Annotated in this window: 22 protein-coding genes; 9 read left to right on the plus strand and 13 right to left on the minus strand. The window is 49.3% G+C overall.

Going from position 1 to position 21,000, the window contains the following annotated elements; genetic code table 11:
* Positions 1-3: 3 nt before the first annotated feature.
* Together HJG54_RS32305 and HJG54_RS32310 are read right to left on the minus strand one after the other, a co-directional pair.
* Positions 4-435 carry a hypothetical protein gene (locus HJG54_RS32305; protein WP_316435912.1) on the minus strand — a complete coding sequence of 144 codons (432 nt, stop codon included), beginning with the start codon at positions 433-435 and terminating at the stop codon, positions 4-6.
* A gap of 79 nt (positions 436-514) precedes the next feature.
* A complete protein-coding gene (locus HJG54_RS32310) occupies positions 515-1,429 on the minus strand; it encodes a hypothetical protein (protein ID WP_316435914.1) in 915 nt (304 codons plus the stop codon).
* Positions 1,430-2,234: 805 nt separating this feature from the next.
* On the opposite strand from HJG54_RS32310, the gene HJG54_RS32315 reads away from it, so the two are divergent.
* A complete protein-coding gene (locus HJG54_RS32315) occupies positions 2,235-4,001 on the plus strand; it encodes a peroxidase family protein (RefSeq protein ID WP_316435916.1) in 1,767 nt (588 codons plus the stop codon).
* A 342-nt stretch (positions 4,002-4,343) separates the two neighbouring features.
* A complete protein-coding gene (locus HJG54_RS32320) occupies positions 4,344-5,630 on the plus strand; it encodes a TIGR00341 family protein (protein ID WP_316435918.1) in 1,287 nt (428 codons plus the stop codon).
* Between the two features lie 310 nt (positions 5,631-5,940).
* Here HJG54_RS32320 and HJG54_RS32325 read toward each other — a convergent pair whose 3' ends face one another.
* From HJG54_RS32325 to HJG54_RS32335, 3 genes are read right to left on the minus strand one after another with little or no spacing between them, the layout of a single operon-like run.
* A complete protein-coding gene (locus tag HJG54_RS32325; RefSeq protein WP_316435920.1) occupies positions 5,941-6,462 on the minus strand; it encodes an HPP family protein in 522 nt (173 codons plus the stop codon).
* A 37-nt stretch (positions 6,463-6,499) separates the two neighbouring features.
* The gene (locus tag HJG54_RS32330; RefSeq protein WP_316435921.1) at positions 6,500-7,834 is read right to left on the minus strand and encodes a DUF2254 domain-containing protein; all 1,335 of its coding nucleotides are present in this window, start codon (positions 7,832-7,834) and stop codon (positions 6,500-6,502) included.
* Complete coding sequence (locus HJG54_RS32335) at positions 7,831-8,862, minus strand: mechanosensitive ion channel family protein (RefSeq protein WP_316435924.1); 1,032 nt, start codon at positions 8,860-8,862, stop codon at positions 7,831-7,833. The genes HJG54_RS32330 and HJG54_RS32335 overlap by 4 nt, the downstream gene beginning before the upstream one ends.
* A 752-nt stretch (positions 8,863-9,614) precedes the next feature.
* On the opposite strand from HJG54_RS32335, the gene HJG54_RS32340 reads away from it, so the two are divergent.
* Positions 9,615-10,214, plus strand: a complete 600-nt coding sequence (locus HJG54_RS32340) for a hypothetical protein (RefSeq protein ID WP_316435926.1) — start codon at positions 9,615-9,617, stop codon at positions 10,212-10,214.
* A gap of 84 nt (positions 10,215-10,298) precedes the next feature.
* On the opposite strand, the gene HJG54_RS32345 is transcribed toward HJG54_RS32340, so the two are convergent.
* Positions 10,299-10,478, minus strand: a complete 180-nt coding sequence (locus HJG54_RS32345) for a hypothetical protein (protein ID WP_158673173.1) — start codon at positions 10,476-10,478, stop codon at positions 10,299-10,301.
* 190 nt (positions 10,479-10,668) lie between these two features.
* Here HJG54_RS32345 and HJG54_RS32350 point away from each other — a divergent pair, with 190 nt between their 5' ends.
* Complete coding sequence (locus HJG54_RS32350; protein WP_316435929.1) at positions 10,669-10,833, plus strand: hypothetical protein; 165 nt, start codon at positions 10,669-10,671, stop codon at positions 10,831-10,833.
* Between the two features lie 63 nt (positions 10,834-10,896).
* On the opposite strand, the gene HJG54_RS32355 is transcribed toward HJG54_RS32350, so the two are convergent.
* Both HJG54_RS32355 and HJG54_RS32360 read right to left on the minus strand, forming a co-directional pair.
* Complete coding sequence (locus HJG54_RS32355; protein WP_316435930.1) at positions 10,897-11,313, minus strand: hypothetical protein; 417 nt, start codon at positions 11,311-11,313, stop codon at positions 10,897-10,899.
* Between the two features lie 2 nt (positions 11,314-11,315).
* Complete coding sequence (locus HJG54_RS32360; RefSeq protein WP_316435932.1) at positions 11,316-11,627, minus strand: hypothetical protein; 312 nt, start codon at positions 11,625-11,627, stop codon at positions 11,316-11,318.
* Between the two features lie 175 nt (positions 11,628-11,802).
* Between HJG54_RS32360 and HJG54_RS32365 the strand changes: the two genes are divergently transcribed.
* The 4 genes from HJG54_RS32365 (at position 11,803) to HJG54_RS32380 (ending at position 13,506) form a co-directional block, all read left to right on the plus strand.
* Positions 11,803-12,120 (plus strand): BrnA antitoxin family protein, encoded by a 318-nt coding sequence (locus HJG54_RS32365; protein WP_316435933.1) that lies wholly within the window; start codon positions 11,803-11,805, stop codon positions 12,118-12,120.
* Between the two features lie 57 nt (positions 12,121-12,177).
* The gene (locus HJG54_RS32370; protein ID WP_316435935.1) at positions 12,178-12,492 is read left to right on the plus strand and encodes a BrnT family toxin; all 315 of its coding nucleotides are present in this window, start codon (positions 12,178-12,180) and stop codon (positions 12,490-12,492) included.
* Positions 12,473-12,697: a type II toxin-antitoxin system BrnA family antitoxin gene (brnA, locus tag HJG54_RS32375; RefSeq protein ID WP_316435936.1), complete on the plus strand. Its 225-nt coding sequence runs from the start codon at positions 12,473-12,475 to the stop codon at positions 12,695-12,697. Before HJG54_RS32370 ends, brnA begins: the two co-directional genes overlap by 20 nt.
* A gap of 416 nt (positions 12,698-13,113) precedes the next feature.
* Positions 13,114-13,506, plus strand: a complete 393-nt coding sequence (locus HJG54_RS32380; protein ID WP_316435938.1) for an endonuclease domain-containing protein — start codon at positions 13,114-13,116, stop codon at positions 13,504-13,506.
* 66 nt (positions 13,507-13,572) lie between these two features.
* Here the strand turns inward: HJG54_RS32380 and HJG54_RS32385 are convergent, their stop codons facing one another.
* The 5 genes from HJG54_RS32385 to HJG54_RS32405 all read right to left on the minus strand — a co-directional run bounded on the left by HJG54_RS32385 (position 13,573) and on the right by HJG54_RS32405 (position 19,164).
* A complete protein-coding gene (locus HJG54_RS32385) occupies positions 13,573-14,265 on the minus strand; it encodes a TonB-dependent receptor domain-containing protein (protein WP_316437103.1) in 693 nt (230 codons plus the stop codon).
* Positions 14,199-15,062 (minus strand): TonB-dependent receptor domain-containing protein, encoded by an 864-nt coding sequence (locus HJG54_RS32390; RefSeq protein ID WP_316435939.1) that lies wholly within the window; start codon positions 15,060-15,062, stop codon positions 14,199-14,201. The genes HJG54_RS32385 and HJG54_RS32390 overlap by 67 nt, the downstream gene beginning before the upstream one ends.
* Before the next feature lie 142 nt (positions 15,063-15,204).
* Positions 15,205-17,091: an ABC transporter ATP-binding protein gene (locus HJG54_RS32395; protein WP_316435940.1), complete on the minus strand. Its 1,887-nt coding sequence runs from the start codon at positions 17,089-17,091 to the stop codon at positions 15,205-15,207.
* Between the two features lie 117 nt (positions 17,092-17,208).
* Positions 17,209-18,804 (minus strand): B12-binding domain-containing radical SAM protein, encoded by a 1,596-nt coding sequence (locus HJG54_RS32400; protein ID WP_316435941.1) that lies wholly within the window; start codon positions 18,802-18,804, stop codon positions 17,209-17,211.
* Between the two features lie 231 nt (positions 18,805-19,035).
* Positions 19,036-19,164: a hypothetical protein gene (locus HJG54_RS32405; protein ID WP_316435943.1), complete on the minus strand. Its 129-nt coding sequence runs from the start codon at positions 19,162-19,164 to the stop codon at positions 19,036-19,038.
* 946 nt (positions 19,165-20,110) lie between these two features.
* Between HJG54_RS32405 and HJG54_RS32410 the strand changes: the two genes are divergently transcribed.
* Positions 20,111-20,971: a tetratricopeptide repeat protein gene (locus HJG54_RS32410; protein WP_316435944.1), complete on the plus strand. Its 861-nt coding sequence runs from the start codon at positions 20,111-20,113 to the stop codon at positions 20,969-20,971.
* Positions 20,972-21,000 lie beyond the last annotated feature (29 nt).

Genomic DNA, 21,000 nt, shown 5'->3' on the forward strand with positions numbered 1-21,000 from the left:
GGACTAGAACTTGAGAATGAAATTGAGCACTCGTGTTTTTCCCCAGTAAGCTTGACCCAGATAGAGGTTGGGGGCTACTTCTCGGATTTCGTCACGAATTTTTTGCGCCACAAACGAGGTTTTTGAGTAATCCAAAACGGTAGTTTCTCCGTCATCAATCCAGCTTTTACCTGGATAGACTTCTGCTTTCACTAGGCGCAGCCGCAACGGGGAAACTTTATTCAGCAAAAACCGCTGCTCGCGATGAAACACTTTCCCCTGCCATGCTAGTAATTTGATCAGGGGAACCAAAATTCGGCTCAGCCAAGAACCAGGCCAAATCAAGGCCGTTCCCTGACTGTTGCCATCGGGTATCGTGCCGACTGGACTCTGGCAGTAGAGATCATCCAGCTCAGCCTGGGACATTTTGGTCAGATCATCAACGGTTAGGGGCATGGCATAAACCTCAATTGCGTCAGGAGTGGGTTGATTAGCAGTCTGAAATCAAATATCGCTGAATTAATTGCTGTATTAATTACTGATTCTTGAAGCGTTGATGTCTGAAAAAAAGACGGCTATCGCCGTAGGCTGAAGCGACAAATTCTGAAGTGGTTGTAATCTGTCCGATCAGCTGAGCTTGCTGCCGGTGTTGGAGATTACTACTATCTTGATCCAGCTTCTCAGCGACAATTCCGTAAACGGAAAACAGCGTTGTTCCAGCCGGAATCGTGGCAAGATCCTGTCTGAAGTCACGAGGCGGGCTTTCTGGAAATTGCACCTGTGGATTTGGCACTAGAAAAATTTGCAGCGGATGCTTAGGTGCCGGTTCAGCGGTTCCATTTTGTTGAAATTGACTTAAATTTTCCAGATCTAGCTTAGTTGGGAATCTAGATGTGCGCCTGAAAATTAGATTGATTAACTTGGGACCGATCCGATTTACAACCGGAACAATATTGGAGAATTCATGAGCAAAGAAATTATAGTTATTGCCCTGACCTTCTAGCGAAACCAACGCCGAAAAATTAGCAGATGGCCTCTGGTCGATTAAGAACTTCATGGCTACACCCGGGGCAAATCCCCTTGCCGCTGGATCACCCGTTAACGAGAGCCGCATCAGGCCGAAATCCGCACCGCGAAATAAACCTGTGAAGGGTGTATCTGGAGTCGGGATCAAGCGCATCTTAGCCACGCTAGCATGGGCATGGATGGCTTTTTTCCAACCGCTAGGAGCCTCATCGGATTGGCTGTCCATTTTTGTGTGCAGGGATGTTAAAAACAACCCCGGCACATCAATCTTTTGCAGCGGCGGCAGTTGATCATATTTAGACGGAAGAATTCTGTTCTGCCATAAAAAATCCTGTTTTTGCTCCGCTTGCCAAGTTTGATAATCAGCCGGTAGCGTATCCGTTTCCGCCGCAATCGCCGCTTCAGTCTCTGCTAAATTCTTCATAATTACTACTTCATAATTATTATGATTTATCATCAATAAGATTTATTGCCGAACGTCGAAACACGCTCAGGTTTTCCTTTGAATTGACTCAAATACTCGAATACTCGAATTACTGCGAACCAATTACTGCGAACCAAATATCAACAGGCTGATGCACCAAGCGTTGATCCAACGTGATCTGTAGCCGTAATCTGAAGTAATTCGCTCAACAGGGAGACAGCGAAGAATGGGCAAACCACAACCCTGAATGGCACGAGGTTTATCTGCACAGTATCAACAGTATCAGTAGATCGAAAAAGATCGAACATGAATTCGTTTGGATCACTAGACGTGGGTTGGATCCCCCTTTTCTGAGATGCCCGCAGGGCTATAATCCCTCTATGCCCGAAGGGCAGGCTTCGCCAACATAAGGGGGGCTTCAAACCACGGTTGGTATGTGCTAAACACAGGCTTCGCCTACGGTTCCCCCCTTTTGTAAGGGGGGCTAGGGGGGATCTCAACATGATCTGCGATCGACTGAGTATGTTTGTCTAGCCAATATGTCTGCTCAATATGCCTGCCCAATATATTTGCCTGTCAATACACTAGGACATAAATAAGCCATAAACTATGCTTAGTATATAGCTTGGATTTTGGTAGTAGACACTATCTTATAAACTTCGTAAAGATTCCGGTAGTACCCGGATGAGTACTGTAGTTTAACAGAAGAATTGCTAAAGTTCCCTTACTAGTGCTTTTTATTCGGTGTTTCCTTGTGCGAGCAAAATAATTTATTTTTGTCCTTCTCAGAGGAAATAATTCAACAATGTCTAATAAACCGTCCAATAAACCCTGGCATCGCCTACCTACTCCGTTGGCGCTCCTAAAACTGATCCGGTTTCGTGAAACGTTGCGACAAAAAAATCTCCACGATACTTCACAAATTCCAGACACAGAGAAACTGCCCCATCCAACGCCAGACCCAGAAGGGCGGCACCTAACGACTCGCACCTTTGACGGCAGCTTTAATGATCTTGAGCATCCAGAAATGGGCATGCTGGGCACCCGTTTTGGCCGCAATGTGCCCCTCAAAGACGCCTATCCGGACCTCCAGAATATTATGACGCCCAACCCACGGGTGATCAGCCGGATACTGATGACTCGCGATCAGTTTATTCCGGCGACAAGCCTCAATCTCTTAGCCGCCTCCTGGATTCAGTTTCAAAACCACGACTGGTTTGCTCACCATAGCCATCCCAGCAAAAAATTCGAGATTCCCCTAGAACAGGATGATCCCTGGCCTGAAGAACATCGTCCCATGACGGTGGCCCATACCGCCGAAGATGAAACCCGATTGCCAGGTGATACCTCTGCTCCTCCCACCTACATCAGCCGCTCAACCCATTGGTGGGATGGTTCCCAAATCTATGGTCATGACCTAGGCACCGCTGACAAACTGCGCTCCCATGTGGATGGCAAATTGACCATTGGCGATGATGGGCTGTTGCCGTTCGACGAAGCAACCGGACTCGACCAAACCGGATTCAACGAAAATTGGTGGTTTGGCCTAGCAACCCTGCATAACCTGTTTGTTCGGGAACACAATACCCTCTGCGATGAACTAAAGCGCCGCTATTCCAACTGGAGCGATGACGACCTCTACCACCATGCGCGGCTGATCAACGCGGCCTTGATGGCAAAAATTCATACCGTCGAATGGACCCCTGGTATTTTGTCGCATCCTGCCCTGCAAATTGCCATGAACGCTAACTGGTATGGCATTCTTGGTCAACAGGTCAAGCAGTTGTTTGGCCGAATTGGTGACGGTGAAATGCTAAGTGGCATTATTGGTTCACCCACCGATCACCATACTGCTCCCTATTATTTAACCGAAGAATTCGTTTCGGTATATCGCTTACATCCCCTGATACCTGACGAATTTGATATCTATTCGGTTGATAATGGCAAGTTGCTGATGCAGCAGGATTTCTTCCAGGCGTCAGGTAAACGCACGCGGGCCATGATGGAAAAAATTTCCTTGTCCGATTTGCTTTATTCGCAAGGCGTTGTGCATCCGGGAGCGATTACCCTACACAACTATCCGCGCTTTTTGCAGCAGTTGGTCAAGGACGACGGCGAAGTCTTTGATCTGGCGGCGATTGATATTCTGCGCGACCGTGAACGGGGTGTACCGCGCTATAACCGCTTCCGCGAGCTGATCGGTCGGGGCCGGGTCAATTCGTTTGAAGAGATCACCAGTAACCCGGTTTGGGCCAAGGAAATGCGCCAAGTCTACAACAACGACATCGATAGCGTAGACTTGATGGTGGGCATGTTTGCTGAAGATCTGCCTGAAGGGTTCGGCTTCAGCGATACAGCGTTCCGGGTGTTCATTCTGATGGCCTCTCGGCGATTGAAGAGCGACCGCTTCTTCACCAAAGATTACCGGGCTGAGATCTACACCCAGTTTGGTCTTGACTGGATTGACCAGAATACTATGCTGACCGTTTTGCAGCGGCATTTCCCTCAACTCAAACCAGCCCATTTTGGCGTCAGAAATGCCTTTGCTCCCTGGCGTCCGGTGGGGGTCTAGTTGCCATCTAGGCTGCAACTTTGGTTATGCTGCTGTGGAAGGATCGGGGAGCGCAATGGTGCTGGCAGGCTTTTAAGCCCAAAATGTCCGTACAGTGCAATGCTCAATCTCCCTTCTAAGATAGATGCAATCATCATTTGCCTTCAGTTAGATCAGTTAAATCAAATAGTTTAAATCAAATAGTTCAAGCTAACTCATCTGAAATCTTTCCCCAATTTTTCGTGGGAGGACTTCTGCAGTGAGCCAGGAAATTGATTTGTGAATGGGCTGGCAAAACCAATGATTTCTCAGGCAACCAGCCCAATAATTTATGAACTGTTTAGCTGACGGGTATGTGAAGTTGTGCGCCAAATCTTGATTCAGGTGCCTAGGGGCTGTGGGCAAAGGGTTCTAGAGCTTGTTGAAGCCCATGACGGGCTGAATGTGGCCTGTTTAAGCGCCAATGGATTGGATGGTCGCCAGGATCTGATTATCGTTCACATTTCCAACCGTCAGGTAGAAGCTTTATTGAAAGAGCTAGAATCAGTACCTGAGCTGCATTTGACGCTGCTACCCCGTGGTGTAATTGTCCTGCGGCCACCTGCGGCCAAATTACCAGAGCAGATTAGAAATGTTGAAGCGCGTAGCCCAATCGAGATTTTTATCGACGGTTTGCAGAGCGTTGGTTCTTGGAAGGGTTTTTTAGGATACGCAATTACAGCGGGCATTGTTGTTTGGATCGGGTTGTTCACGAATACGAGCTACCTCTTAGTAGCAGCGATGCTATTGGCTCCCTTTGCTGGCCCAGCTATGAATGTGGCTATTGCAACAGCGCGGGGGGATCAACCATTACTGAAGCAAAGCCTTTGGCGCTATTTAGTGGCCTTAGCTGTGACTATTTTGGTTGCTGCTTTACTGAGTCTAGTCCTCCAGCAACAAATTCCAACCAGCTTAATGGTAGAGCGGAGCCAAATCTCGACTGTCGCAGTCTTGTTACCTCTGGCGGCAGGAACGGCAGGAGCCTTAAATTTGGCTCAATCGGAACGAAATAGCTTGGTTTCGGGAGCGGCAGTTGGCATGTTGGTAGCGGCTTCTCTGGCTCCACCGGCTGGCATTGTTGGCATGGCAGCGGTCATTGGACGATGGGATATGGTGGTAAATGGTTTGTTTCTCCTCTTGCTGCAACTGGTGGGAATTAATCTTTCGGCGGCCCTTGTGTTTCGCGCCTATGGTGTATCGGCTCAGGGCGCTCGCTATCAGCGGGGCAAACGTTGGGTGTTTCCTGCGGTGCTTGCGGGTACTGTAGTGATTCTGCTGGGACTGTTGAGCTGGCAGTTTGCTGATTCTCCCAATTTTCAGCACTCTAGCCGCGCTCAGCGGGCAAATGCAGAAATCCAGCAGGTGGTGGAGCAAAGCGATTGGGTCGAACTGGTTGAAGCTAATCTGCGGTTTACTCGTCCCAATATCCAGGGACAAAATACGCTGTTGGGTACCATCTATGTGCAGCGTCGGGCTGGGATTAATCTATCTGATGCCGATATTCGCAATCGGTTGACGCAGGATATCCAAACTCGCTTACTGGAGCAAGGCTTTGAGGTTACGCCACTGATGGACGTGACGGTCTTGAGTCCACCGAAGGATAAATCCTAGAATAAGCTGTGGGATAAACTTTTGGATAAATTATGGGATAAATTATGGGATAAATTCTAGAATAAACTGCGTTGTTGAGACTAGGAGAGTGTTTTAAAGGTCGCCGATGCAACCCGAACCGCCCCCTACATCCCCCATTCTGTTCGTTGCCGCACTCGAAGCGCGAGGGGAGACTTTGAACCAGCCCCCTACATCCCCCATCAATGGGGGACTGTGAACCAGACATACGGGATCGGAAGTCCCCCACTGGTGGGGGGTTGGGGGGCAATGCAACACGTTTGATACTTTTCAAACATCCTCTAAGTTGAACCTAATGATTTGGGTGATAGCGAGCCAGTATCCATAAGGCAATTCGCTCTAGTATGACCAACATAGCTGTGATTCCTACTGCCAGACTGAATAACACCAGGTTACTTTCGTTCCCAGCCCGTAGAGCAAAACTCAGGGATGTAGCCACGGCGGGTGGATGGACGGCATCGAGTAAAATCATCAGCACAATTGTGATTACCATCGCAGTTCCAGCCGCGACATATCCACCGCCAAATATCAAATAGGTGAAAAATCCAATGGTGGCGGCCATTAGTTGTGATGTAATTAGGGTGCGAATCGAATTGGTACCATGCTGCGGATCGAGATAAATCAGAAACGCACTCGATGCTAGCGAAGCAAACAGCAGCCGTTGCCGACTTAACACTTCTACCAGCGCCAAGACAACCAGAATAATCAGGGTGGGAGCGAGAGCCAGCATCAACTCACCCTTGAGGTTTAGACGGCGTCGCAGCGAGCGGTTGGCTCCCTTGATCGGTTTGAGGCTTGAGCGGTCATGAGTCATCGGCTTGGAGGTGTGGTACTGAAGGATGGTTGCGGGTTCATCGAATTTCGCTGCTCTTCAGCGCCTTAATTACCCGCAAATAGCGTTCTTCCACGTCGTTGCGGTCTTGGGCTTCAGGAAGCCCTTCGCGGCTGCCTTGGTAAATCATCTCAGCGTGACGGTGCAGCGCAACTCGGTCATCAGGACGATGGGTAAACGCGGCAATGGTTGAGATGGCTTCTAATAGTCGGATCGTCACCGCGGCATCCGAGCGACTGTACTGTCGGATTTGATTGAAGGCAGCATCCACGAGTTGGCCAAAGGAAATGGGTTCAACGATTACCCGCAGTTGACCCTCCCGATCAAATCGGTAAGGAGATGGGATATCGCGTTGGGCTAACTGGCATAACCCATCTGTAAGTCGATCAATGCACCGAACTGCTGTAAACGGATCATTAATTCCAGGAGAAATGGCACGCAGGGCAATCTCAACCAATTGATCAATAGGGAATTCTACATCCTGTTGCTCGGTTCGTTCCTGTCCTAGGATCAATGCATTATTAATTAAATCAAACAGTTGAGGCTTGACCCGTTTACCGGGATACACCAGGGCCAGTTCACAGCCTTTCACCATAAACTTGCCGGGACGAAACTTGATTTGTAAAAGCAGATTGTGTTGACAGGCAATTTTCATCAACGTTTCGTTATCGATGGCTTGCAAATAGCCGCTGTGTTTCGCTGGAATTGAGCAGGCCGCCGTTTCAAAGTCTGGAGGGATCTGCTTTAACCATGCTGTAGGCTCCGGTGCATTGTGGCCCAGTTTTTCTGGGAACAGTCGATCGATTGTGGCGGTCAAATCCTGGCTAACTTCTGTAATCACATGGGAGGCTTGAATGATTGTAGAGGCATGGTGAATGAAGTAAATCAATACACCGATGCTAACAATTGCTAAAACAATTCCCACTGTTACCGAGAGCTGCGGCACAAAGAAATCAAAATCTTCTCCTCGAATTGTTCGCAGCACTAGCAAACAGTAAATAAACGTAGAAATAAACGTGCCGAGAACAAATTGATTACCGGTATCTTGCATGAAGTTACGCAACAGCCGTGGACCAAAATTGGATGATGCAAGCTGTAACGCCACGATGGTAATTGAAAAGGCCGTAGCCGCGACTGTCATCATTGAGCCTGCAATGGCGGAAAGCAGAGCGCGTGCTCCCTCTGGCCCGCCGGTATAGAGCCAGTTCCATTCATCAAAGTTGACCTGCTTTGTGCCGTCTAGGGCTAGAAGGAGCAAGGCCAAGCCGATTGCAGCCGCTACCATCACAGACGGTAAAAACCAGTAGCTGGCATGAAGCGAATCCCAAAGTTTGCTCAGCTTGGTATGATTCATCCCGGCTCCTCGGTAGCCTGAACTTGCTGATCTCGGCTACCATTTTGTTGATTTTGTTCAGCAAGCTGGCGCAGTGCATTAGCAATACTGCGAGGTCGGGGGACGTTACCTGGACTAGCGGGCCATCCTTCTCGTTGTTGGGCGCGGTTGCCGTCGGTTTCCTCGGTTTGGTCGTGAAACAGAATCTGTTGGGTCGGAAAGGGCAGATCGATACCGTTGGCGGTTAGTGTATTCTTGATTGCCGTCAACACCTGATCTTGCATATCTAAGGCATCCATGCGGCGAGGCGGCTCAATCCACCAGCGGGCGCGAATGTTGACCGTGCTTTCCGCCAAGCCTACTACCAGCACATCAGGGGATGGTTCGCTTAAAACACTATCTACGCTGGCAATCGCTTCTAAAATCAGCTGCTTTGCCGTTTCAATATCGTCACTGTAACCAATGCCAACATCATATTCGAGGCGACGTCGCTCAAAGGCCGTATTGACCGTAACCGAGTTGGTAAATAGTTCAGAATTGGGAATAACAATTCGCCGACCGTCGTAGGTTCGGATCATCGTTGCTCGAGTTTGAATATTTTCTACCGTTCCTTCAAAGTCTTTGAATACGATCTGATCATCAATTTGAAACGGCTCAGTTAATAAAATTAGAATTCCGGCTAGAAAGTTTTGTAGAATATCGCGAAATGCAAAGCCAATCGCAACTCCACTAATTCCCAGAAGCTGCACCAGATCGCCTGCTGTCAGCGAGGGAATCACAATTGAAAGCGCCACAAACAACCCAATCAAAACAATGCTTCCCTGCGCCAAGCGTCCTAGCACTAGCCCTAGGTTACGAGCATAGCGATGTTGTCGCGTTAGGCGTTTTACAAGCTGACGAATGGCTCTAGCTATGATAAAGAAGAGGCCAAATACAATTACAGCCAGCACAATGTTGGGCAGCAAGGCAATAAATCCCTGAAGCATGACCTGCACCCGGTCCCAAGCAGTTATTAGTTCTCTATCCATGCGGGTTGTGTGCGCATCCATCCTGGCTAAGGATAGTCGCAAACTATCCTTGATTGCCTCTATCTCAGGGCTGTAAATTCGTGTTCCAAAAGACAGGTTTTGATTGAATTTAAGTAATTCAACTGAATTAAAACCAAGATCAGAGTGTTGTCGCCGCCCGAAGGGCGGCGACAACGCCTCCTTTGGGTTTCATGTTTAATTATGTTGTTCTACTTATCTTGACTATCTGTGTTTCCCGATTAGTCATTTTCTAATCACATTTAGCTTTCAAACTAGGAAATAGCTAAATAGCACAGTAACTAGCAGACATAGCTATCCACTGTTGATTGTGGGTCATGACTGATTCGTCATCTACCTGAAATAACTAAGAGTAAGAGGATGTTTTAAATGGCATTTGATACTGACACTTGGTAATGAGTGTTCAGTACTTGCACTTATTTGTATCTACTTTCACACACAGCGTTTTTCACTCATGTGAGGTATAGGGGGTGGGGGAGCGAAGCCCCCACGCCGGGGCAGTGCCCCTGCACCCTGTTTTTCGTACTTCACTAGCCTGAAAAAGGCTGTATCAAAGTCGCATCCATGAATTTGCATCAGTTTGCATCTGTAAGAAGCTGTTCGAAAAGGATTTTGTCTCTGAATCTACCCCCTTTTCTGAGATGCCCGCAGGGCTATAATCTCCCATTCTGGGGACTTTGAACAGCGATGGTTCGGGAAAGTCCCGCTACTGGGGGATTTAAGGGGCTTTTTAAGCAGTTGATTAGGAGGAACCCATGCGTATCAAACTTTGTCAACCCCTTGTAATTCTGCTCAGCTCCACCACGCTCTCCGTTTTATTTGGAGCTTTACTTGGAGTAACGGCGGTACAAGCAGCGCCAGAATCTAGTTTGAATGATACTCCTGTATCTACCTCGGCTCGAGATCTAGATAATATCCAGGTTTCGCAAGCCGTTACACCTGGGCGGGCTACCCGGTCTGGTCCTAGCTATGTGGGTGTGGGCGGTAATCTTGGTTTTGGAGGGGACACGGCCCTCGGCGAAACGAATTTCACTATCTTCAGCAAAATAGGACTAACGCGCAACTTCTCGGCCCGTCCCAGTGTTGTGGTCGGAAGCGATCCTACGATTCTGCTGCCACTAACGGCTGACCTGCCAATTGGTGCAATCGCTGAAGACATCGATTTTGCTGTTGCGCCCTTTGTCGGTGGCGGCTTAGCGATCTCCACCGGCAGCGACAGCTTAGCTAGACCCTTGATCACAGGTGGAATTGACATACCCGTCGCCGACCGCGTTACCGTTGTAGCCCAAGGCAACGTTGCCTTTTTCCGAGATACCGAAGGCAGCGTGATTATAGGGGTTGGATACAACTTCTGATCTAAGGAGCCAGAAGTCAGATTTTTTTGACTTCTGGCTTCCATTTTCACAGCAAGATGGCTAAAGATGACTAAATAGCTGAATTTAGGGCGAGGTGGTTGGACTGGGTGTGGGGCTGTCAGCGGGTGCTACTGGGCTGGTCTCTGGAGCCACGGTTGGACTAGTATCAGTTCCGCCGGTTCCGCCCGTTCCAGCGGGTTCACAAGCACCTAGAAAAACCGAGACTCCTACCAACGAAGCCAATGCTATAACGATTTTGCTCATAACTCCTCGCTTGGATTGAATGAGATGCCATCCCAACCGCATCAAAGCGGCAAGCTAGTCTGGGAAGACGATTTTCGCTTGAGCTATTGTGGAAGCTGTCTGTGTTGGTCGCCTCTACCTAATGACATAGATTTTTGGGGTGGAGGCTTGCTGGCTCCTACAGGTTTAGCCCTAGCCAGAGTATTGCTGAGTGATTTTTGTTACCTCTGCTCGTGTGATTGTGATTGTTTTAGAGGAAACGGTGCCTCCTGTTAAACGTCGGGTTCCTGCTGCTACGATCGCGGGTAAAGCCAGAATTTTAGGTGATTTGATTAGTCCTGTAGTGGATGAACAGGATTGGGAATGTCTGAAGTGATTGTTCTGGATACTCATATGTGGCTCGCCCATACTATCTGCTCTACCCTTGCAAATAGGGCAATCAAGCAGCAGCAGATAAGCGATTGTTTAGACATTCCAGCATTGACAGTCGCAGGTGATCAAGTCCCTCAATGTATTGCTTGGTTTGAGGATATTGTTCTAGATTTTGAAAGTACCAGTTTACAAAGTAGTCAATTCTGAATAAGTTTAGTTGACGTAAGTGATCAACGCTGTGAGCCAAGGGCGAAGTAAACTGACCTAGCTTGATTTGTTCAGCGTATCCTTGAACTTCGGTTGAGAATAATTCAAGCACGCCCAAGATGGAAAATTCCTGATCTTCTTCCCATTGAGCGATCGCCATTCGTTCTGATTTGAAGGCTTGGTAAAGCATATCTAGCTGCTCCGAGAGCAAGGAGATATGGCGACTTTCGATATCGATCGAGGTTGACGTTAATGAATGACCTGAAGAAGGGTTCATAATCAACTATTTTCTCCGTAGGTGACAATTTTTCCGTTTCGCTCAATCAAGAATTCCTGCCCTTTATGCCATCGCGTTGCTCCATCAGGTAGTTGTTTCCTCCGTGCGCCTTTTTTGTTGAAACTTGCTGCTTTTCTGAGATAGCGCAAGTAATCTCCAGTGAAACCATGTTTCTGAGCGTGTTTAACAATACTTGCAGCTAGAGTTGGATAAGTTGCCTGATCCCAATTTGTCATTAAAGTTTGGATCTCAGCAACCTCCGCCTCCGTGTAATGGTTAAATAGGATTTCCTCATAATCTACGGGCTGAGGCATTAAGGCTAGATATAAGCAGACCATGCTTTATTTTAACTTTATTGATGCTTCTCAAGTATTTGAAGGAGCAACGTTGACGTTTGAAGACGAGCGTTTTGCTATGGTGAGCAGCGTTTCATTACCCTTGGGCTTTTGCGAGGGCGGGTGGTGGTGATTGCTCATACGGAAAACTAGGATGAAGTTCGAGTCATTTTGGAAGCGGATTGATGCCATGAAAGATGAAGAGATTGATCTATCGGATATTCCGGGGGTAATGGAAGCGCAAATGGAACGAGCTGTGCTGCGGGTTGGTGGAAAAGCGGTCGAGCGAGGGAAACAGCGCGTCAATATGTTTTTGGATGTTTTCATAGTGGAATACTTTAAAGAAAAGGCTGGCGATCGGGGCTATCAAACGTTGATCAATGAGGCATTGTCAGAATACATCCGTAATCATGACCTGAAGGAGGATTTACGTCAGATTTTTCGAGAAGAGTTGGAGCGATCAAAACAATAAATTTAGTTTGGCTTTGGAAACTGCAAGAAATGTTGATTTTGCCTGTTAATGTTGGCGATGGATGGAGATTTCAGTGATGCATTACGCTGTGCCTTGCGGGATATGGAGTTTGAGTTTGATCCACAAAAGAGTCAGTCTAATCAGCAAAAGCACGGCATTGATTTTACAGAGGCTCAACAACTGTGGATGGATATCGATCGCATTGAGATTCCTGCCAGAACCGAGGATAAAACCAGGTTTTTGGTGATTGGTAAAATTAGAGATAAACATTGGTCAGCCGTGATTACCTATCGAGAATCAAGAGTCCGAATCATTTCCGTTCGACGAGCACGAGTAGAAGAGGTGGCAATTTATGAAGGCGGAAGTATTTGACCAGCAGTTTGATCAGGGCGAAACGATTACTGAATTTTTGGATATTTCCCAAGCTCGTCGTCCGGGACATGAATCGAGAGCAGTAACGATCGATTTTCCTCAGTGGATGTTGGATGCGTTAGATCGAGAGGCAAGGCGACTGGGAGTGACTCGTGAATCGATTGTTAAGGTTTGGCTGGCTGAGCGGCTTGAACGAGTGAGTTAGATGAGAGCTTGTAGCAGGGCGATCGCCCCTCCCCCATACTCGATCGCTCCCTCACCCTTTCACCCATTCGATCGCCATGAAAAGCAGATGTGCGATCGGTTTTTGTGGAGATGGTTGGCTGGGTGGGGTAGATGGCTGCTTTTGCATGAGGTAATCTTGAACTGTGCTTCGGAGGAACGCAGGATTGGCAGACGAATAAAATGTGTTTAGGCATGGGATTAGGGAATGCCAACAAGATATTTGTAAAGATCATCAATCACGGCATCAGCATCAAGTAGGTTAATTCCATTCCATGTCCAAGCACGGCAGTTAAACCTACACTTAAAATCTATCGCCACCAAGCTTGCCATCGTGGGCACACTATTCTTAGCGCCATTCTAATTCCCCCCTTTCTAAGGGGGGCTAGGGGGGATCTCATGCCTGACCACAATACCTTCATCACCACAAACTTTCACCTACCCTACAACTCAAAACTAGTTTCCAGAGCAAAACAACTTCGACAAAATCCAACGCCTGCTGAGCAGAAACTTTGGCAAGATTATCTCAGAACATTTCCCTTTCGAGTCCTGCGACAAAGACCGATCGATCATTTCATTGTGGATTTCTATTGTGCAGCGTTGAAATTGGTGATTGAGGTGGATGGAGACAATCATTTTACTGAGGGTGAACAACAATACGATTGGGAGCGAACACAAATTTTGATGGGATATGGATTGACGGTGATCCGGTTTACGAATGAGGAAATCATGACGCAATTTGAGGGAGTGTGTGTGAGGCTTGAGGGGTTGATCCCCCCTAGCCCCCCTTAAGAAAGGGGGGAACTGGAGGCTCAGAAGTCCCCCTTTTTAAGGGGGACTTAGGGGGATCAAGAGGGATCAAAACTGCCACGAAATTGTGCCCTGAACCGTGAGTGGTGCACCATAAGAAACGCCCCGACCATTGAAATTTTCAAAATAGGTAATATCGAACAGATTGTTAAAATTAAGGGCGGCGCGGAACTGATTGCGTCTGTAAAAAATTGCCGCATCCGTCCGCAGGTAGCTTGGGAGTTGAAATTCATTGGCTAAATTCGCTTGCCGCTCTCCCACAAAGAATAAGCCTAAGCCAACTCCCAAGCCTTGGAAATCTCCTGATTGAATTTCGTAGGTCGTCCATAGGTTAACTGCATTTTCAGGGACAAGAGCTAACTGATTGCCCTCAGGAAGGGTGTTGTCTTCGGTGAGTTGGGCATCGGTGTAAGCATAGCCTGCAATGATGTTCCATCCAGGCAAAATTTCGCCTTGAACAGTGAGTTCCACACCCCGACTGCGTTGCTCTCCAGTTTGAATCGAAAAGCCAAGCGGGACACCCGGTCTTGTGTCTGCCGTCAAGACGTTCGTTCGGGTCAGATTGTAGAGAGCCAGGGTTGCCGAGAGTCGGTCATTCACATCTGCTTTCACCCCCACTTCATACTGGGTGCCACGCTCAGGTTCAAACAGATCGCCCTCAAAACTTCTGCCAGTTACTGGAGTAAACGAGCGACTGTAGCTGGCATAGAGGGAAATGGGTTGAATGGGCTGATAAACAATGCCGACACGCGGACTAAAAGCATCCCCTGATGATTGGTTTGGGTATCTGCCAGAAGATCTGGATTGGTTTGCTCAAACAGATCAAACCGTCCACCTAGCAGTAGCTTGAGATTCTCTGCCAGTATCACCTGATTTTGAATATAGATTCCTAAAGTGTCTGTTAAGTTGTTCGCAACAAAGTCGGGGACGTAAGGTTCAGTAGCAGGTTGCCCATATATGGGGTTAAACACATCCAAGGGTGTAGCGGGTGCAAATAAGATATTGAGATTTTCGTCATATCTACCCAAATCAACTCCAAAGGTCAATTGATGGCGAATTAAGCCTGTTGAGAATCTACCAGTGAGATTGAGGTTTAAGTCATAAATATCTGTGTCACCCCTCTCTGCTTGAAAATCACCATCCAAGGTTCGATTATCGTCCCTGAGACCGCCGGGCAAAAAATAGTTTTCTGGTGTTGACGTTGTGAACGTTTTCCACTGAAGTGCATTTTGTATTGACCAGTTGTCGCTGAACTGATGCTCCAACCGATAGCCTACTCTGCCTTGCGTAATATTAAAAACGCTGTCAGGTTCTCCAATAAACCGATCGCGTGGGATTTCACCATTGGGATTTGGCAGCACTGAACCGACTGGTGGCAAACCCCAACTAACAACTTGGTCGTTATATGTGTACTCGCCTTCCAGGGTAAAGCGAGTGCGCTCCCCAATCGCAACACTCACGACAGGGGCAATCGAGAAATTTTCTACCTCAGTGAAATCATCTACCTCACTAAAATCGGTGAAACTCCCTACGCACACTCAACGGCCTGCTCTAATCTTGTAATCCATGGAGGTATGCGCAAATGCGCTTATTATTTGTGTGGCGCGAATTGATTCCCCGGTATTTAGTCTAGTATTAACGCGAATATTCAGATTTCAGTACTCCGGGTGGTTCAACGATTCACCGCATTCCCATTTGCACACGCCACAGGCTAGCATAGATGCCCTGCTGTTCTAGCAAACGATCATGGGTGCCTTGTTCGACCAATTGACCTCGTTCCATCACATAAATCTGGTCAGCGTTGCGGATGGTTGATAGACGATGGGCGATGGCAATTGTGGTGCGGTTACGGGTGATTCGGTCGAGCGAACGCTGGATGGCGGCCTCGGTTTCGTTATCGACGGCAGAAGTGGCTTCGTCCAGAATCAGAATTGGCGGATCTTTGAGAATGGCGCGAGCAATCGCTAAACGCTGACGTTGACCGCCGGATAACCGTTGGCCGCGTTCGCCCACAATTGTGTCGTAGCCGTGGGGCAACTGTTCGATGAATTCGTGCGCTTCGGCATTTTTGGCGGCCTCAATCGCGTCGGCTAGCGTGGCTTCAGGACTGCCGTAGGTGATATTTTCCAGCACCGAGCCGTGGAACAAAAACACATCCTGGCTCACCCAGCCGATGGCCCGCCGCAGATCGCGCAGTTGCAGGTCGCGTAACTCGATGCCGTCCAGTGTAATGCTGCCCGATTGAATGTCGTAGAGCCGCAGTAACAGCTTCACTAGCGTACTTTTGCCCGATCCGGTCGAGCCGACGATCGCGGTGGTTTGTCCGGCGGGAATGTGGAGCGACAGGTTTTGGAGCACCGGCAGACGGTCGCGGTAGGCGAAGGTGACGTTTTGTAGCAGGATGTCGCCGTGGATGGGGGTAGGAGAGATGCGGCTCGTGAGCCTCGCCGAACGAGGAGAGAGGGCGGCTCGTGAGCCTCGCCGAACGAGGGAGATGGGGAGGGTGCCGGAATGGATGGTAATCGGGGTGTCGAGCAGGTTCATGACGCGGTTGGTGGAGGCCATAGCGCGTTGGTATTGGTCTAGGGTTTCGCCGAGGCGGGTGAGGGGCCAGAGGAGGCGTTGGATCATCACTACCAATGTACTGTAGGTACCGACGGACATGGTGCCTTCGATTGCGGCGAAACCACCGTAGACTAATAGGGCAGTGAATCCGGCCAGGATGATCATCCGGATCAGAGGCACAAAGGCGGCGCTGAGGGCAATGGCGCGACGGTTGCTCTGGCGATAGGCTTCGCTTTCTTGCCGCAGACGATGAATTTCGTAGTCTTCGGTGACAAAGCTTTTGATCGTGACAATTCCGCCTAGGTTATTTGACAGTCGGCTGTTGAGTAGACCCACCTTGTCGCGCACGTCCGCATAGCGAGGAGCCAGCCGTTTTTGGAAGGCCACCGATCCCCACAGAATGAATGGCATTGGCAACATCGCCATCCAGGCAACGCTGGGTGCAATCCAAAAGAACCCGGCACCGACGGCCAGAACCGTGACGACCACCTGGATGACTTCATTGGCTCCAAAGTCTAGAAATCGCTCTAGCTGATTGATATCGTCGTTCAGGATCGCCATCAGGCCACCCGTGCTGCGGGCCTCAAAATATTCCAGTTCCAGCTCTTGCAAATGGGCATAGGCATCGAGCCGCAGGTTGTGCTGGATTTTTTGGGCCAGATTGCGCCAGAGGCGGGCATAGAGGTATTCAAACACTGACTCCAGCACCCAGATCACCACCGTCAGTCCAGCCAGCACCAGAAACTGCGCCCGGACATCGAGGATGCCCAACTGGGCGATCAGCGAATCCTGCTGCTTCACAATCACATCCACCGCAATCCCGATCAGCACGGGTGGAGCCAGATCGAACAGCTTGTTGAGCACCGAGCAGAGGGTTGCCAGCCAAAACTGCCAGCGATAGACTTTTCCGTATTGCAGCAACCGCAGCAATGGCTGAGACTGACGGGAATCAGGTTTTCCGGTTCTGAGCTTTAGCGAGTGGCGTGAGTTTGCAATAGCCAAGTTCAACGTTCCTTAATCTGACGGGCCGCGCCGCGACCAAAATTCCATCTCTTTATTGTGACGAACTTTGGTAATTGTGACGAACGTTGAAGCTCTGCCGACGCATGAATCATTCGCTCAGGCGGCCACGGTTTTTGCGGTTTCAGCGGCTTGCGATTCGGCCTGCAATTCGGCTTGTGCGGCTTTGGCAGCCAGGTACTCTGCCAATTGCGCCCGGATCTGCTGATCTACAAGCTGCCGGTATTCCAGGAAATGCTCACCCAGGGCACAAATCGACAGGTAATACTGCCAGTTGCGGGGTTTGGCGATCATGATGTGAATCAGATAGGGCCAGAAAGTCCAGCGGGTTTTGCGTAGCACGCCTTGCCGCCAGAAGATGGTGAGCATGGCCCGAATCACAACCCAGCTCGGTTTGCGTAGCGTGGTTTTGTGTCGGGGTTCGCCCAGCAGCAGAAACTGACGATAGGTACGGTCAAGATAGTGTTGCGGATCGTAGAGTTGCCAGAAGGCGTCGATATACTCCTGGGCGATGGCTTCGATGGGACGGCTGGGGATAAAGTTCATCAGCGTGGTTTGGTTGATGTTGCCCCGCTCGTCGAGTAACCGACCTTCTTTTTTGAGCCGATGCCAGAGCGCTGTACCGGGCAGCACCTGCAACATACTAAACATCGCCAGCGAAATCGCCGTTTCTTCGACAAACCGCACCACCCGATCGCCCGCACCGGCCTTTTCGCCATCGAAGCCGATAATGAACCCAGCCGTGACCCGCAACCCGTGTCGCATGATGTTTTGCACTGACTCTACCAGGGGATTGCGCGTATTCTGGAACTTCTTGGTGACGGCAAGGCTGTCGGTATCGGGGGTTTCGATTCCCAGGAAGACGGCATTGAAATTGCAGTCCACCATCATTTCCATCAGCTCTTCGTCCTGAGCTAGATCAACCGAGGCTTCGGTGTTGAGAAAGAAGGGATAGCTGCGTTCCGCCATCCAGGTTTTCAGTTCCCGCAGCAGCAGTTTGACGTTGCGTTTGTTACCGATGAAGTTGTCATCCACCAGGAAGACGCTGCGCCGCCAGCCCAACTCATACAGCCGCTCTAGCTCAGCAATAAACTGGGCCGGGGTTTTGGTGCGGGGCTTGCGGCCATAGAGCACGATGATGTCACAAAACTCACACTGAAACGGGCAGCCACGCGAAAACTGCACCGACATGTTGTCGTAGGCGTCCATTTCCAGCAGATCAAAGCGGGGCACGGGAGTCGATGTGACATCCGGCTTTTCGTCGGTGGTGAAGGTGCCGCTGGTTTCGCCGCGCTGGATCGCTTCTACAAACATCGGCAGGGTGATTTCACCTTCGCCCAAAATCAGAAAATCTGCCCCAAATTCAGCCGCTTCGTGGGGCAGCGACGTTGCATAGGGACCGCCCACCGCCACCCGTTTGCCGCGCTGTTTAGCGGCCCGAATCTGTTCAGCAAAATCCTCTTTCTGCACGATCATGGCCGAGAGAATCACCAGATCGGCCCATTCCCACTCGGCCTCTGTTACGTCTCGCACATTCCGATCCACCAAGCGGAACTCCCACTCCTGGGGCAGCAGGGCCGCTACAGTCACTAATCCTAAGGGCGGCAGGAGCGCTTTACGATTAACCAATGCCAAAGCCCGCTCGAAGGACCAAAAGCTTTGGGGGAAACGCGGATAAATCAATAAGGTACGCATGACGAGCTTGCTTTAGAAAAGATTTGTCCTTTACTTTACCCTTTAATGGCCTTTCTAGAGAATTCTTAAGGAATTCATCTAGTCCAACCGGGTTGGGGAATCAGGGTGGGGAATGGGTGCAGATGGCGTCCGACTTCCCTGAAGTCACCTGAAAGCAATTTCAACAAAAAGTTCCCCGTAAAATTATTGCTGTGAGATTGCGACTGTGGAACATCGACCGAATGGAGGAATTTAGCGGTTTTGCGAACGGGTTAGGATTTGCCAAATTACCACCAGCGTTAAAGTCGTAAATCCAAACACCGTTAGCCAATCTAGAATTGCCGCAAGTTGGGGATCGTACAATGCAGAATTAAATGACATATCCTGATTTTGTTAAAATCCTATCTTGTCTAAAATATTTATCTAAAATCTGATTGACTGACAAATCACTTCCCAGGGCGGTTCTAGATGCGTTGGCAAGAGCCTGCCGTTAGGCATAGCGGCTTCTCGTAAAGTAACCGCTGCTATACAAGCCAAGTCGGCGACGCAGCTCAGCTCAGTCGAACGCCCTGCGCCGACTATTCAGTTTGGTTCAGTAATCCGCGCAGGTTTGGTCTCAGGTTTGGTGTGTAGGTGCGGCTTCGAGCCGCCAGCGACTAGAGTTTTGTCATTCAACCAGGTCTAAAATACTATCGGTATCGGTGACTTTCTATTTCCAGCCTATTTCCAGCGATGTCCCGCGAGAAGCGGCTAGGCCGTAAATCCGCTGACGCTGTTGCACTCTATCACATTCCTCTCGCCCATCTCTTGTCTTGGCAGCAGAAAATGTAAAAACCTATACTAGATTTTGTCACTAATAACAAATTGGCATTGGTTGGATTTATCGTATAGAGAATAGTTATTTTAGAGTTATTTTAGACGTTTAGCGTTCTTCAGCCTTTTCTAGGTTGACTTAGGCTGTTTCCCCCCTAATCTGAATAATTTCCATAGGAAAGCTTATCGCCATTATTGCTGATTGATTATGGTTTGATAACCACAGGTTTTCCCTGGTTCGCTGCTGACGTTTAGACGACAGAGCAGACCTTCACCACCTGCAGTTTCTCCCCTTGCTAAGGAGCGGTTGGGAGGGGGTATGTCTGACCTTCCCTCCGATTGTGAGGTAAAATTTGAATTCAATTCCCTGACCTGATTAGAATGCCGCTTGAAATGGTTTGCTTCTGAGTAGAAGCAAAGCCAAATCAGAAGTGGCCTAATCAACTTGGCAATGGCGTCGGGCCGCAGGGCTGCTAGGCAAAGCCATTTTGCTGTTATTAGAAGGATATGCATCATGACCTGGAATCATCAGATTGTGCTTCAAGCTGTTACCTTTACACCGGCCTGCTCAATGCTGATGGCTCTACCACTGGCTTTACCACTAGCTTTACCACTAGCTTTATTGAAGGCAATGCCCGCTGAGTCCCGCTTGTTGCCAACCCATGCTGCCGTCCCAACCAGACCGCAAGCTGCCAACTCAGCCGCCGATTGGGTGAATCAGGGATTAGCACAGGTAGAACAGGGCAACCATCAGGCGGCCATCATCAGCTACACGCGAGCCATCCAGGTCGATCCCAACTATGCCGAAGCCTACATGCAGCGAGGTATTGCTTATCACATCATTGGAGACTACGATCAGGCGATCACAAATTTTCAGACCGCTGTGCAGAAAGATCCAGACAGTGCGGAGGCGTACTACAATTTGGGCGAAGCTCGCACTTACTCCAATGACCTGACTGGGGCAATGCAGGCGTTTAATCAAGCAATTGAAATCAACCCAAACTATCCAGAAGCTTACAACAGCCGAGGCGTGCTCTATGCCCTGGCAGGAAAGTTCGATCAAGCGCTGGCCGACTTTAACCAGGTGATTACCATCGATCCAAATTATGCTGATGCCTACTACAATCGCGGCAAAACCCGCACCGAACTAGGAGATGCCGCTGCCGCCATTGATGACTACACGAGGGCCATTAGCCTCGATCCATCCCTGGCTGGGGCTTACGGCAATCGGGGCGTGCTGTATTTCCAAACGGGTAACCGAGCCTCTGCCTTGGCCGATTTGCAGCGAGCTGCCGAATTGTTTGAGCAACAGGGAGATCAGGCTGGCTATCAGCAAACGCAATTCTATCTCCAGCAGGTGCGGCAGTCTTGGTAAGTCATTTTTCGTGTTGCATTTAGCGGTGA

The sequence above is a fragment of the Leptolyngbya sp. NK1-12 genome (genome assembly GCF_032598965.1).
Classification (GTDB): Bacteria; Cyanobacteriota; Cyanobacteriia; order Elainellales; family Elainellaceae; genus Elainella.